At 37.0% G+C, this 13,580-nt stretch carries 12 protein-coding genes; 11 read left to right on the top strand and 1 reads right to left on the bottom strand.

All coding sequences use genetic code 11. The features are described from left to right. Positions 1-281: 281 nt before the first annotated feature. The 10 genes from BCR25_RS13655 to BCR25_RS13610 all read left to right on the top strand — a co-directional run bounded on the left by BCR25_RS13655 (position 282) and on the right by BCR25_RS13610 (position 11,816). Complete coding sequence (locus BCR25_RS13655) at positions 282-1,355, top strand: WxLIP family cell surface protein (RefSeq protein ID WP_069664138.1); 1,074 nt, start codon at positions 282-284, stop codon at positions 1,353-1,355. Between the two features lie 17 nt (positions 1,356-1,372). Next, positions 1,373-2,041, top strand: coding sequence for a hypothetical protein (locus tag BCR25_RS13650; RefSeq protein WP_069664137.1), 669 nt, complete (start codon positions 1,373-1,375; stop codon positions 2,039-2,041). Positions 2,042-2,051: 10 nt separating this feature from the next. Then, positions 2,052-2,801: a signal peptidase I gene (gene lepB / locus BCR25_RS13645; protein WP_069664136.1), complete on the top strand. Its 750-nt coding sequence runs from the start codon at positions 2,052-2,054 to the stop codon at positions 2,799-2,801. Between the two features lie 38 nt (positions 2,802-2,839). Beyond that, complete coding sequence (gene lepB / locus BCR25_RS13640) at positions 2,840-3,511, top strand: signal peptidase I (RefSeq protein WP_069664135.1); 672 nt, start codon at positions 2,840-2,842, stop codon at positions 3,509-3,511. Positions 3,512-3,545: 34 nt separating this feature from the next. Further along, positions 3,546-6,113: a YfhO family protein gene (locus tag BCR25_RS13635; protein ID WP_069664134.1), complete on the top strand. Its 2,568-nt coding sequence runs from the start codon at positions 3,546-3,548 to the stop codon at positions 6,111-6,113. Between the two features lie 29 nt (positions 6,114-6,142). Continuing rightward, a complete protein-coding gene (locus BCR25_RS13630) occupies positions 6,143-7,114 on the top strand; it encodes a DUF5067 domain-containing protein (protein ID WP_069664133.1) in 972 nt (323 codons plus the stop codon). After that, on the top strand, positions 7,111-7,848 hold the full coding sequence (locus BCR25_RS13625; RefSeq protein ID WP_069664132.1) for a hypothetical protein: 738 nt from the start codon (positions 7,111-7,113) through the stop codon (positions 7,846-7,848). The genes BCR25_RS13630 and BCR25_RS13625 overlap by 4 nt, the downstream gene beginning before the upstream one ends. A 146-nt stretch (positions 7,849-7,994) precedes the next feature. Beyond that, on the top strand, positions 7,995-9,542 hold the full coding sequence (locus BCR25_RS13620; RefSeq protein ID WP_069664131.1) for a hypothetical protein: 1,548 nt from the start codon (positions 7,995-7,997) through the stop codon (positions 9,540-9,542). A 205-nt stretch (positions 9,543-9,747) separates the two neighbouring features. Beyond that, positions 9,748-10,599 carry an HAD-IIB family hydrolase gene (locus BCR25_RS13615; protein WP_069664130.1) on the top strand — a complete coding sequence of 284 codons (852 nt, stop codon included), beginning with the start codon at positions 9,748-9,750 and terminating at the stop codon, positions 10,597-10,599. Between the two features lie 29 nt (positions 10,600-10,628). Then, positions 10,629-11,816 carry a hypothetical protein gene (locus BCR25_RS13610; RefSeq protein ID WP_069664129.1) on the top strand — a complete coding sequence of 396 codons (1,188 nt, stop codon included), beginning with the start codon at positions 10,629-10,631 and terminating at the stop codon, positions 11,814-11,816. A 378-nt stretch (positions 11,817-12,194) separates the two neighbouring features. Here the strand turns inward: BCR25_RS13610 and BCR25_RS13605 are convergent, their stop codons facing one another. Next, positions 12,195-12,950 (bottom strand): MerR family transcriptional regulator, encoded by a 756-nt coding sequence (locus BCR25_RS13605; protein WP_069664128.1) that lies wholly within the window; start codon positions 12,948-12,950, stop codon positions 12,195-12,197. A 178-nt stretch (positions 12,951-13,128) separates the two neighbouring features. Between BCR25_RS13605 and BCR25_RS13600 the strand changes: the two genes are divergently transcribed. Next, entirely contained in the window at positions 13,129-13,485 is a 357-nt protein-coding gene (locus BCR25_RS13600; RefSeq protein WP_069664127.1) for a DUF1827 family protein, read from the top strand. Positions 13,486-13,580 lie beyond the last annotated feature (95 nt).

The raw sequence follows: 13,580 nt of genomic DNA, 5'->3' as shown, positions 1-13,580 counted from the left end.
CAGAATAATCATTAAAGCTGGAGCAGAAGACTTTTACTTTGTGAGCTACGTAGATCCAAACAGTCATTCAATGTTTAAGACATTCGTCTAAAGCATTGGATGACAAAAAGGTGAAACGTAGCAGAGCAACTTCTGTTCCTGCCTTTTAATAGTTTATTTTAAAGAATAAGTAAGAACGCAACAACGAAAAAATAAAATTTGGAGTAACTTAACTATAGAAAGCTAAAAACGGTCAGTTTTAGCTTATGGAATGATGGGACGAGAAAGGACAAACAAATCAGATGAAAAAAAGAATCAGCTTATGCCTATTAATAGGTTTATACATAGTAACGTTGTTTGGCTTTGCACTGCCTGCACACGCGGAAAAGCAATTTGCTTATGAAACAATTAAGCCGGAAAATCATCAGGGAGATGTACAATACTTCAATCTTTTGATGAAACCGGGACAAAAACAAACGGTTCAAATTATGTTGACTAACCGAGCAGAAGAAGAACAAACGATTACAATTGGTCTAAATGGCGCTAAAACGAATTCGAATGGCGTACTTGAATATGGACCTTCGTCAATAAAAAATGATGCCTCATTAAAATACGATTTCAAGGACATTGTAAAAGGGCCAACCGAAGTAACGTTGGGTCCGAAAGAAACTGCACCGCTTAATTTAGACATAACAATGCCTGAAACTAGCTACGATGGAAAAATCGTAGGTGGAATTTACATGAAGTCAAAACCAAGTAAAAAGGAAGAGGAAGCGAAGAAGAAGGCAACGGGTGTGATCAATGAATACGCCTTTGTGGTTGGAATGGTTTTGCAAGAAAATGATACGGTTGTTACTCCTGAACTAAAATTGAATGATGTTTATGCAGGACTGTCGAACTACCGGAATAGTATTTTTGCTAACTTTTCTAATATTTCAGCTGAATTTGTGAGTGGAATGACGGTCGAAATGGAAGTCAGCAAAAAAGGCTCTGAAGCTGTTCTTTATGATACGAAGCGTGCCGACATGCGTATGGCTCCTAACTCACTCATTGAATTTCCCTTGGAGATGAACGGAGATCAAATGGAGGCTGGGGACTATAAAGCTCATATCGTAGTAACGAGCGGTGAACAAAAGTGGACATGGGATAAAGCATTTAAGATCACGAAAGAAGATGCAGATAAATACAATGCGCAGGATGTAACCTTGATTCAGGAAAGAGGAATCGATTGGAAGTTGATTGCAATGATCGCAGGAGGCGTATTTATTGTATTCCTAGCTATTTTCTTTGGTGTTCGTACAATCAATAAAAAGAAAAAAGCACAGAAAAAAGGCCAAAAGAATGGAGCGAAAAAGAAACGAAAAGCAGCTAAATAAGAAAGGGGATCAGTAGGATGGTTCTATTAGATTGGTTTTTTATAGGGTTGCTTTCTTTCGCTATGCTTTGCTTTTTGTTTGTCATCTTTTGTCTGTTTTATTTCTTTACTATAAAAAAAGAACTGAAAAAAAATCAGTGGAAACGACGACCGAAAAACAAAGTGAAGCGAAAAAGATGGGTACGTGAGAGACGATTGCTGGTCAGTCGTCAAAAACGATACTTTCGGCAGGCGCTTGTCTTTTTAGTCGTGATGGTTCTTTCAGCGGGTTCTGCTGCCTATGCTCGATATTATCAATTAACTAATTTAACAGCAGAAGATGCGAAAGTTGTTGTTCAAGGCTATTTATTGACTGAAGATTTAGAGCAGAAGCTGGTGACGATCACCGAAGGAGGAAGTATTGAGAAAGTGTATCCTCAGTTTCAAGAAGTAAGCTCATTATTGGTTACTTATGGCAATCGACCGGTTTCAGCTGGATTATCCACTGAAGGGGCAAAATTATTGACGCGTTACTATGTGTCGATGAAATACGTTGGCATGAATTTATCGACGTTAAGCCAAGAGCAGCTTGGACAAGAAGAAGTCGTTGCTGGTTATTTGAAAGATATTAATAAAATCAAAGAACGGCAAAAGGAAGTCTTTACCTATTTTAAAGTCAATGAGTCGGCGCTGAAACAGAAAAATTAGGAGACTCAACATGAAACAAAAGGTTAGTGCTAAAGGTCAGACGAAGCGTAAAAAAATAGAGCAGCCCTCAAATAAAAAAAAGCACCGACCGCAAAAAGCACCCTCTAAAACGGATTATGTCACGAATGCGGTCAAAAAAACATCTAAGCCAAAAAAAGCAAAGGTGAATAGAAAAAAAAGCTTACGTAAAAAAATGAGTCAAAAGAGAAAAAGACGTGAGCGAAGGCGTCAATTTTATAAAGAAATTGGGATTAGCTTTCTTTTATTGATGAGTCTTTTTTTTCTATTACAGTGGCTTTTTTTTAGCCTTCCAACGGTTAATGGGTATGGAATGACCCCGACTTTAAATGATGGCGATCGTCTATATGTTAGTAAGCATTCGGAAATCAAGCGATTTGATATGATCTATTTTAAAAATCCAGTGACAGGTCAGGTGATGATCAGACGAGTGATTGCTTTACCTGGAGAAGAAATTGCTTATGTAGATGATCAGTTGATGATCAATCAAAACATTGTAGTTGAACGCTTTTTAGCGAATGAATTGAAGGAAGCTCAAGCAGAAAAACGATTACTAACGGAGGATTTCTCGTTAGGTTCATTGACAGGATCGAGAGCTTTACCTGCAGATAGCTATTTTGTTTTAGGAGACAATCGCCATTATGCTGCAGATAGTCGTCAGTTTGGCTGGGTCGAAAAAGAAAATATTTTAGGTGTGGTGAAAACAAGAGTTTTACCGTTTCATAATATGACTCAATTTTAATTTGATCTGGTAAACATTTCACAATAGGAGGGGCATAGGTGGCAATCAAACAAGTGCGTGAGCAAAAGGCTAGACAAGGTCAGTCTACGATAAAGAAAAGATCCCCTTTTTCAAAGGAGAAAATCGCTCAACAGAAAAAGCTGCAGGCAATAAAAGTAAAAAGACAAACACTTTTTCGAGAAGGAGTGCTGTTATTTCTTATTGGGATTGGGATCATCGGACTCCTGCAAGTAAAAACACACCGAGTCGAGGGAGAATCAATGTTGCCGACATTAAAAAATAATGATCGAATCGTTGTAAAAAAAAATCAATCACCCAATCGTTACGACTTGATCACCTTCGATCCTGAAATACCATACGAATCCAGTTATGTAAAACGAGTCGTTGGTATGCCAGGCGATCAGATTTGGACCGATCAAACCAGTCTTTATTTACGAACAGCACAAGCGGTGGAGTGGCACGAAGAAGCTGAACAACAAATGACTGCCGTTCAGCTACCTGACAGTACATTGAAGGTAACGGTGAGTGAAGAGGTGGCTCGAAACCTACGCAATATAGAGGTGATTCCACAAGGAAGTTATTTTGTTTTAGGTGATAATCGAAAAGCCTCAAAAGATAGTCGATCTTTCGGATTGATCAATGCAGAACAAATTGAAGGAACGGTATTTTATCGGTATTTCCCTTTTGCTCGTGTAGGAGGAATAAATTGAGAATGATTTTAAATGATCTAGGAGGAAAAATGAAATGAAGAGGAAAGAATGGGTCAAATACAAAGGCTGGTCATTTTTATTGAGCATTCTTTTACCGATCGGAATCATGGGATTTGTTTATTTTCTTCTAGGAATTTATCCAGGCAGTGAGAAGACGATTTTAGCGAGTGACGCTTTGTCACAAACATCTAATTTTTTCGCAAGTTTCAATAATGCATTACATGGAAAGCAAAGCTTTTTATATACATGGTACGGTTCCTTAGGCTTAAATTACTGGTCCTTTATGGCCTACTATATCAATGGAATTTTTAGTCCGCTGGTTTACTTTTTTGATAATAGTCAAATACCAGATGCCCTGTATATGATCCTGTTGTTAAAATTCGGTGCGATCGGCGGCTCGTTTTGGGTCATGAGTGACCGTCTATTTAAAGTTCCGCAATGGAGTAAGTTGTTGTTGAGTGTTAGCTTCGCTTTAAGTGGTTTTTCTATCGCATATTCTCCGCAACAAATGTGGCTGGATGGTTTGATGTACCTGCCATTGGTCATTTTAGGAATTCATCGTTTAATGGACCAAAGAAAACCAGCAGTACTATTTATCAGCTACCTGTTATTGTTTTTATCTAATTTTTACATGGCGTTTATGATCGGTGTTTTTTCCTTTTTATATGTTTTTTGTCGGTTCATCATCACGCCGAAGAAGTATCAAAGTACGCTGATTCCATACTTAGTGACCTCATTGTTGGCTGGTGGAGCGTCGATGGTCACGATTTTACCTACTCTTTTAGATTTAAAAAATAATGGCGAGAGTCTAACTAAATTAACTGGCTTTTTTACAAACGATACAGGTATTTGGGATATTCCTGTAAAAACGCTGGTCGGTGTTTATGATACAAGTAAGTATGGCAGTGCGCCGTTCTTGTATTTTGGTTTATTAGGAACGATATTTTGTCTCTTTTATTTTGTTAGTCCTAAAATTCCTCGGAAAAACAAATTCGTTTATGGCGGTCTGTTCTTCCTTTTGATTGCCAGTGTTTATATTGAACCGCTGAATTTATTTTGGCATGGTTTCCATGCACCGAATATGTTTTTATTCCGTTTTAGCTTTTTGTTTTCTTTTTTAGGTCTACTTTTAGCAGGATTTGGGTTGGAAAAAGTGACGAAAGAAGACAGTGGTCGAATGGTAAACATCGTCATAGGAATGATTTTCGTATATGTGTTGATGGTCTTTCTGGCAAATCGAAGACGTTACGACTTTTTGGATAAGACATCGGTCTTAGCGAGTGTGGTTTTGTTGATTGTGTATTTACTGATTCTTTTACTGAAAGATCGATTTAAGAGCAAGCAAAGCAGGTGGTTAGTGCTGTTAATTATGGTTTTTATTGGTGAAATGACCTTGAATGCACAAAGATTGGTTGAGGGGATCGCAACTGAATGGCGTTATCCAGAACGTATCGCATATGAGCAAAACTATCAGGATGTCCATCAATTAGTTGAATGGACTAAAGATAAGAATGATACGTTATACCGTATGGCGAATCTGGACAGTAGTTCAAGAAATGAAAGTTTTATTCATGGCTATAGTGGTGTCTCGATGTTTTCATCGATTCGAAATCGTCATTCTTCGATTTATATGAATGAATTAGGCTTTCGATCAACCGGCACGAATTTAACAATCCAATATATCAACAATACATTAGTGATGGATGCTTTATTAGGAATCAAATACAATTTAGCTCAAAACGATCCTAATAAATTTGGCTTTACCTTAAAGAAAACAGAAGGAAAATATGGCGTTTATGAAAATGAATTTGCCCTACCTTTGGGCATGCTGACGGATCAAGGAATCTATGATAAAAATGTTGTAAAAAATCAAACAGAATTGCTGCAGTATTTATCGGGAAAAACAGATTCATTTTTCTATTTTTCAGAAATCGAAACAATCAAAGAAGAAAATGTTCAGATCGAAGACCATGATTCTGTGTTGTTTTATTCCAAAACAGCTCCTAATAAGGTAAGAACAATCACCTATTCTGTTGATGTTCCAGCTCGCTCACAAGCGTATCTAAGTTTATACGGTCAAGGGGCAGAAGTTGATGTGAAAACGAAGGTCAATGGTGTTGAAAATTGGGCTGGTTTAGAAGGAACAGGACAGTATTACAATTTAGGCTTCTATGAAAAAGCGCAAACGGTCGAGGTTGAAGTGAGCTTCACAGGCGAGCGCGTGGTCCATTTAGTCAAACCAAATGCGATGTTTATCAATGTGGATACCTTTAAAGAGGCTATTGAAAAAGTGAAAGCAAAAGGCGTTTCCTTTGAAACAGATGGTCGTACCGCAGAAGCAGAAGTGAATAATGAAAAAGACCAAGTCGTCTTAACGACGATTCCTTATGATAAAGGCTGGCAGGCAACTATTGATGGGAAAAAAGTGGATATTCCAACCTTTAAAGATGCTTTTCTTGCACTGCCAGTGCCTAAAGGCAGTCACAAAATCAAATTTGTGTTTGTTCCTCAGGGCTTTAAAGTGGGTGTTATCCTCTTTGCTGGATGCATTGTTCTTTTTGGATTCTACAACTGGCAGATAACAAAAAAGAATAAAAATTAAGACTCACATTACCGTGAACGGAGGTTACCATGTACAAAAAACGCATAATGATTCCAATAGTATTGCTTTTGATCGTTTTCAGTGGTTGTTCCGCTAAATTAGCTGATAAAGAAGAATCATTTAAAGCAAAAGGAATCGAGTATACAATTCAGCTACCTAGCACCTGGGAAACAACAACAGATTTCAAAGTGAAGTACAGTAACGAGGCTGTGTTCGGAGCACAGGATACTAAAAGTAATTCAACATTGGTTGTGATGGGAGAAAGAAAAGAAACCGTTGAGCTTGATGATGATTTTGGTAAACGAATGCGCAAGGAATTGAAAACACAATACAACTATGACAAAGAATCTGAGATTTATATGAAAGAGTTTAAAATAGGGAAGTATAAAGGATTTAAATATACACTCGATACGATGTTCGAAAAACGTTCGACCTGGCTTCATTTGTATTACATCGAAACAGAGCATGGTTTCCTTCAATTGAACTATTATTCTGCAAATGATGGCGGACATGAAAAAAGAGCAGAAATTATTGATCAATCCGCACGTTCTGTCAAAGAAATCGCAGATTCTGGAAATGAGAGTTCAGCCGAAAGTGAAGAAGTCGTTTTTAAAAATGAGACGGTTTCGATCGAATTGACTGGCGTTATGAACTTAGAAGGCGAAGGAGATAAAAAACTACTTGCATTAAGATATACGGTAAAAAATACTAGTGAAAAAACGGCTGTCACAGCTGGACTGTGGGATGAAGCCATTCAAGTAACCCAACAGGGGAAAGAGTTAAAAGAAGGGAAATTACCTAAATCAAACACCATACTGGATATTCCAAAATTGATCGAACAAAAGAAAAACGAGATTCAAGTTGGAAAAACTGGAGAAAGTGTTTCTTTGTATGAACTCACTGATACAAGTGATGTAACATTAGTTCCTTCAAAAGATCTCTTCGTTGATGCCAAAGAGGTACCGATTGTTGTAGCGGCAGGAAAGGAAGAGGACGAATGAGCAAGAAAAAGTATTTATTTTCGTTAGGTCTTTTGATCTGTTTTTTACTAGTAGTTGGCTGTTCTAAAAAAAGCCAATCCACCGAGATAGCGCATCAGCAACTGATCTGGCACGAGAAACGAGAAAAACCTTTTGGAACGTTTGATTATCCTGAAATTTCTGAAGGTGAAGCATTGGATTTGCTCAAAACTAAATTTAATGTGAAAATTCCCGAGATCATTGAACAGACAAAGCAGTTGTTTGAGCAGAAAATCATTACGTCAGAAGTCGAAGAAAAGGCACCAGAGTATACTCTTTACGCTACTGGAGATGAACTATTGGTTCGCGGTTATTATCCAGTGTACAAAGGTGAAGAAGTGAATGTTTTTGCGTTGATCGATCTAAAATATTCTTTTGATAAAGAACTAAAAGAAGTACGTTTAGCTTCTCAAAGTTTAGCGATCTCTAATTATGGTCAAGAAGAAGCATATCCAAAAGATAATTTCAGTGAACTATTGCTCGATGCTGCTCAAATTATTGATATTCCTAAAGATACTGCAGATCTAGCTATTCAAAATTTTGAAAAAGACTATAAAGACGTAGAGAAACGACCACAATCCAAGACAACAGTCGTCTATGGTAATGATGATGAAGCAAAGGATAAAAAATTAGTTTCACAAACCTTACGTGTTGGTTTCAATGAGAAAAGAGAACTTCGCGAAATTTATGCCGCTATTGTGGATTATAGTGAATAAAACTGAACCATTCGCTTTAGCTTGGCAGAGATAGGAGGTCAATTAGGATCAAAAAAATACGGAACAAACAGAAAATTATCTTCCTTATACTATTTTTAGCAGCAAGTATTCTACCGCTGCTTTATACGCACATAGGAAAAGCTGTGATGTATCGTGGTGATGATATTTATTTTCATCTTAATCGGATCGAAGGGCTGTATCTAGGAATCAAAAATGGCGATGTATTTCCTAAAATCAATTCCTTTTTTCTCTATGGAATGGGGTATGCGGCACCAGTTTTTTATTCAGATATTTTCCTTTATCCGGCCGCTATTTTGAGACTGCTTGGCTTGTCTGTAGCCAATAGCTATACTGTCTTTTTGATCGGCATCAACTTCGTGACGTATGTTATAGCATATCATAGCTTCTTAGTGTATAAAAAAGTCCCATTCCAAGCTTTTCTTTTCGCTATTTTATATGGTACTTCTTCCTATCGTTTAAGCGATCTGACAGAAAGAGCAGCTGTAGGAGAGGTCTTAGCTTTTGCCTTTATTCCTTTAGCATTTGTCGGTTTATGGTCGATCTTACAGGGAGAAAGCAACAGATTTTATCTTTTATCTCTTGGTATGTCCGGGCTAATTTTAAGTCATGTGTTGAGTGCATTCATTTTTAGTTTATTTATTTTTGTGTATGTTTTACTAGGGATTCGTCATTTCATCAGTCACAAGGAACGAATCGTCGCTTTTTTTAAAGCTGTGTTCTTGACCGTGCTATTATGTGTTGGGTTTCTTGGGCCTATCGGTGAGCAAATCGTCAATCAATCGTTCAATTTTCAAACGAACCAAGTAGCACAACTTAGTCAAGAAGCAGAATCGCTCATTGCATATCTCCAAATTGCTTTTAGAAACAGCGGTTATAATAATCTCGGTCTTTTAATTATAGGATTAATGGTGTTGCTGCTTCTAAGCTACAACAAGATTTCTGTGCAATCGAAACGGCTACTTTTAACTACAAGCTTGTTTTTGCTGATTTCAACCTCGTTTTTTCCTCATAGGCTGCTTGAAAAAACACTGGTCAATGCGATCCAATTTCCTTGGCGTTTGTTTTTGATTGTTACCTTTGGTGTTTGTTGGCTATTTGCTGATAACTATTCACTTTTGGCAGAGAAAAAAAGAAATTGGAGCAAACTATGTGCTTACGGCAGTATGGTAATAGCAGTAATGTTAGTTTTCACGCATAGTTTGTTTATGACTGATTTAGAGCGGTTTGTTCCAAGAAGCGAGATCGAGCAGCTGCAGCCGGCGTTTTTAGGCTGGGGCAATGAATATGTTCCTTCCAACACGGATTTGTTTTCATTGATCCAAGAGCCTAAAATGATCAGAAATAGTAAAGGAGTCACACTTGAACATGTTTCATTTGATTATGGCGCCATTGAGTTAGATTACGAAACAAAAGAAAACGATTCAAAAGAAACCATTGTCTTTCCTTTGATTTATTACAAAGGATATCAAGCAGTTGCAAACGGCAAGAGAATTGACGTGTATAATAGTTCAACATTTCCAGGACTGAGCGAAATTCGTGTAAGCGGAAATGGAACGCTTCGTGTGTCTTATCATTGGACAGTTGTTCAGCTATTTTCAGCTAGTGTTTCGGTAGGAACTTGGCTTATTCTGCTTGTTTGGCAATACACCAAATTTAAAAATGAGAAAAAATAGTCCGTTACGCGATGATTCGTCGAGTAACGGTTTTTTGATGAGCAGATTAAACTTAATGGAAATCTTTTGTACAGCTTAACAAGAATGTGAGAGCTAAAAAGAGGAAAAATAGCAACTTCTTTATGATATAATTTATGTAGGAGTCATGAAAAAAGAGCTCAGCTTGCCAAAAAAAAGCTAATTTGTTAGGAAGAGGGAAGAATCAATGAATGTTGTTTTTTGTGATATAGATGGAACGTTTCAAGAGATTGGACATGAGGTACCGCAAGTCAATTTTGATGCAATTTATGCCCTGCAAAATCAAGGGGATCATTTTGTATTTATTAGCGGCAGAGGATACGCACAGCTGGAAGAATTGATGACGCAAATGGAAGGTGAATGTGATGTGATTTTTAGTAACGGTGGTGGTCACAAATTTGTGGGTGAACCGGTTGTTTATAATCATTGCTTATCTCTAAAGGATTGCGAAAAGGTAATAGGTATTTTAGAAAAACGAAATAGTTTTTATCATCTTCATATCAATGAAGGCATCGTCTTAAAACCGATTGAACAATATCAAAGTAATATCAAGGCTTTAAGAGAAAAATTTAAACCAATGGGAGACTTGGGCAAGCAGATCATGGATTTCAAAGAAGATTTTTTTGAAACACAATGTCTGCATGTTGAAGATCCGCTTGCTTATTTAGCTGAGCATCCAGAAGTGAAGGTGATGAAAATCGAGCTGATGGAAGCGGACGATGCCGAAACTGCGATGTTACGAGAATTGCTAAACAGCGACGCGACCAATGTTTTTTCTTCCTTTACTCATTGTTTAGAAGTAGTCAATCCTAAGAGCAGCAAAGGCTATGCAATCAAAGAGTTTATGAGTGATTTTCCAGATGCCATTAGTTATGGGATCGGAGATGGTGAGAATGACTTAGCGATGCTGGAAGTCGTGGATGTTTCTGTTGCCGTAGGCAATGCATTGGATAGCGTGAAAGCGCAATGTGATCGAATTATCGGTGAGAGTGCTACTGGAGGCGTAGGCAACTTTATTTTTGCTGAAATCATAAATTAAAATGTAGCTATAGATTAAAAGGAGTTTCAATGGAAAATTTAAATGAAAAAATCAATCACGATTTAGACTATTATAAATCAGGGATCAAACAGCTTTATCAAAGAAGCTACCAAATGTATATGTTTGGAGTAATCGCCGTGCTGCTACTGACTGTAACAGGTATCGGTGTTTCGACAGCTATGATTAGAGGACTTCTGCTGCTTGTATTTATTGGAGAGGTAGCTGTCTTAGTATATTTACTGCGTTTTTTGAAAGAAGACGCATTCGAAGCCTATTTTAAGGAAGTTCCAGAAAAACTTACTGCGGCTTTTCCAGCGATGCAGGAAAGTGCGCCGCAAGAAGACAATCAAGCGTATTATTTTTTGGATAGTCAAGGAGAGTTGATCAAGCTCAACAAAAAGAATATTCGTAATTTTCCCTCTAAAATCAGTCAATTCACATTGCTTGTTGGGTTCAATTATGACACGGATAAAGTCAGGTTTGAACAGCCGCTGCACTTTTATTATTATGATATTACATCAATCACACATTCTGACAGCTATAAAAAAGAGGTATTGAAACATACTAATTTTATGGCAAAACGTCGAAAAAGAAGAATTCGGACGTTGATCTTTACCTTGCTCGGAATTGCCTTAGCAGGGACTGTCGTCTATTTTGGTGTAAAATCCTATCTGACAGATACGAATGCAACAATTTTTGAAAAAAGAGTGAAAGAAGCTGCTGAAGAGGAAATCAATGAACAAAAAACAACGATTCAAAGTGTTGCTATTTCTAGGGGAGATGAAACGATCAAGTTGACGATCCCTAAAAAGCTGCATGATCAAGCAGGCTATTATATGAAAATCGATAACGAGAAAGGCTATTCCTATCAATCGTTTATCAGTGATACCTATTTTATGGATGTCAGTATGATTCAAAAATCAGCATACGCTAGTTTTACCGATTACTTAAAAGCTGCAGCTCAGACAAGGGAAGAATCCTCTGTAAACAAGAGCACAGAAAAGGTTCATGAAGAGTTCTTTATCGACGAATATCGAGAAGAAGCAAAGGAAGATTCAGAACAAGGCAAAATGATCGCCTATTATTTTGAGTCGGAAGGAAATTATGGCACGGTCAGTTTAAGTATCTATGATGAGGATCAGTTGGGTTTACCAGCTGAAACAACACTTGAAATGTTGAAATCACTTAAATTTGAGCGAAAAGAAAATGCGATTTAAACGAGTTAAGACGTGGAGATGAAAGTAGGTACCTTTGATCAAGTAGATATTGTAAAACATAAGAGTCTGGGACATAACTCTAAGAGTGACAATCTAGTCACTTGACATCCGAATAAACGGCGGAAACAGAAACAACCCCTTCGGAAATAAGCTGAAATTCACAAAAATTTGAAGAACAATTTTCGTGAATTCCAGCTTATTTCTCGGGGTTAAACGTTTCTGTTCCAGCCTCTTATGTTTATAAAAAAGCGTAAATGGTGATGTTGCAAGAGGCACTGGAATTGACTACGATCTTACAGTCAAAGTGTGCACCGATGAAACGACGAGCCAAAAGCAACGACTTGCTATTTCTCGAAATCAAACATTTTTTTGATCTTATTAAGCAAATGTCTGAATGATTTGATTTAATGTCTCTGCCGCCGAGCTGCCAACTCGGTCATTGTAGTACGCAGCAAAACGTTCATCGCCAATGTACATTTGTCCTAAACCTTTATGCATTTCAGCAGAATAGTTAGGTGAGGTGATCATCAACCATTCTTTATGTTTTAAAAAGGCTGTTTCAGCTTCTGGTGATTGATAATCTTGCGTTTCCATCACTAGTTTAAGTGCTGCAAACAGTTCCTTTTCAGCAATGTCCATTTTGTTTAAATCTGCTTCACTCAAATTTAGCCAATGCTTGTTAGATGTTTCTACAGCTTCCTTTCCGTATTTTTCACGAATTTCATTGCCGTAGCGTTCTTCATTTTCTTGTAATTTCTTTTGTTTAAATCCAATAAATTTTTCTTGATCAGTCATAGTTGTCTCTCCTTTTTGATAACGAATCGTTTTTTCTACAGTGAGGATTAGATGATCGATCAACTGTCGTTTTTCTAAAAGCTGCTGATAATGCGTTTGTAAAGCTTTTTGAGCATCAAATTCTGGCTCATTCAGCAATTTTTGGATATCCTCTAACTTCATATCTAACGAACGATAAAATAGAATTTGCTGAAGCTGATCGATTTCTTTTGTACCATATAAGCGATAACCGGAAGAATTGATGCGCGCAGGTTTCAATAATTCGATTTCGTCATAATAGCGTAGTGTTCGTGTGCTGACTCCGGATAGTTCAGCAACTTTTTTGATTGTATATTCCATCTGTTTCCCTCCTGTGAATTAAGCATAAACCTTTACCTAACGTGAAGGTCAAGACTTTTCTCTAGCTTAACATATTTTTTCTTCTAATCGCTAAAACAGTGATTTACAAATAAGAAGAGAAAGAGTAAAATTTATGTAAAGTTAAACAGACATTATTCATTAAAAAGGAGCTATACAGATGAAATTAATCGAAACACCTATCAATAAAAATTTAAACTTGGAGTATTTTTATCCAAACATTACTAAATTTGTTTTTGGATCAAAAGCCATTAAGTTCTTTAAATTGTATGCGCTTGACCGAACCCAGATCGTTTATGCTGACGCCTATGATAAAGTCGATGTGATCATGATCAATACAAAGAAAAAAATTACGAAAAATGAGGTTGATTTTGTAATTAAAAAACTGTTGAATACGACAAGAGAAGAGGTTGAGGTGCACATCGGAGTGAAAAATAAAATGATCGAAGCGGGTTACTCGTTTAGTGCACCTAGAAAAGATATTATTGTGATTCAAAAAACGATTACTGACAAATAAATACCAAAAAAGCACTGAAGTCTGACGTTTACGTAGAATACTTTCGTGCTTTTTTGTGATTTTAAAGCAACTTAATGATGAAAAACAGAAAATCA

Origin of the sequence: Enterococcus termitis, from assembly GCF_001730305.1 — a bacterium.
Classification (GTDB): Bacteria; Bacillota; Bacilli; order Lactobacillales; family Enterococcaceae; genus Enterococcus_L; species Enterococcus_L termitis.
The sequence above is the reverse complement of the archived record's forward strand: the minus strand, read 5'-3'. Positions and strand labels throughout refer to the sequence as shown.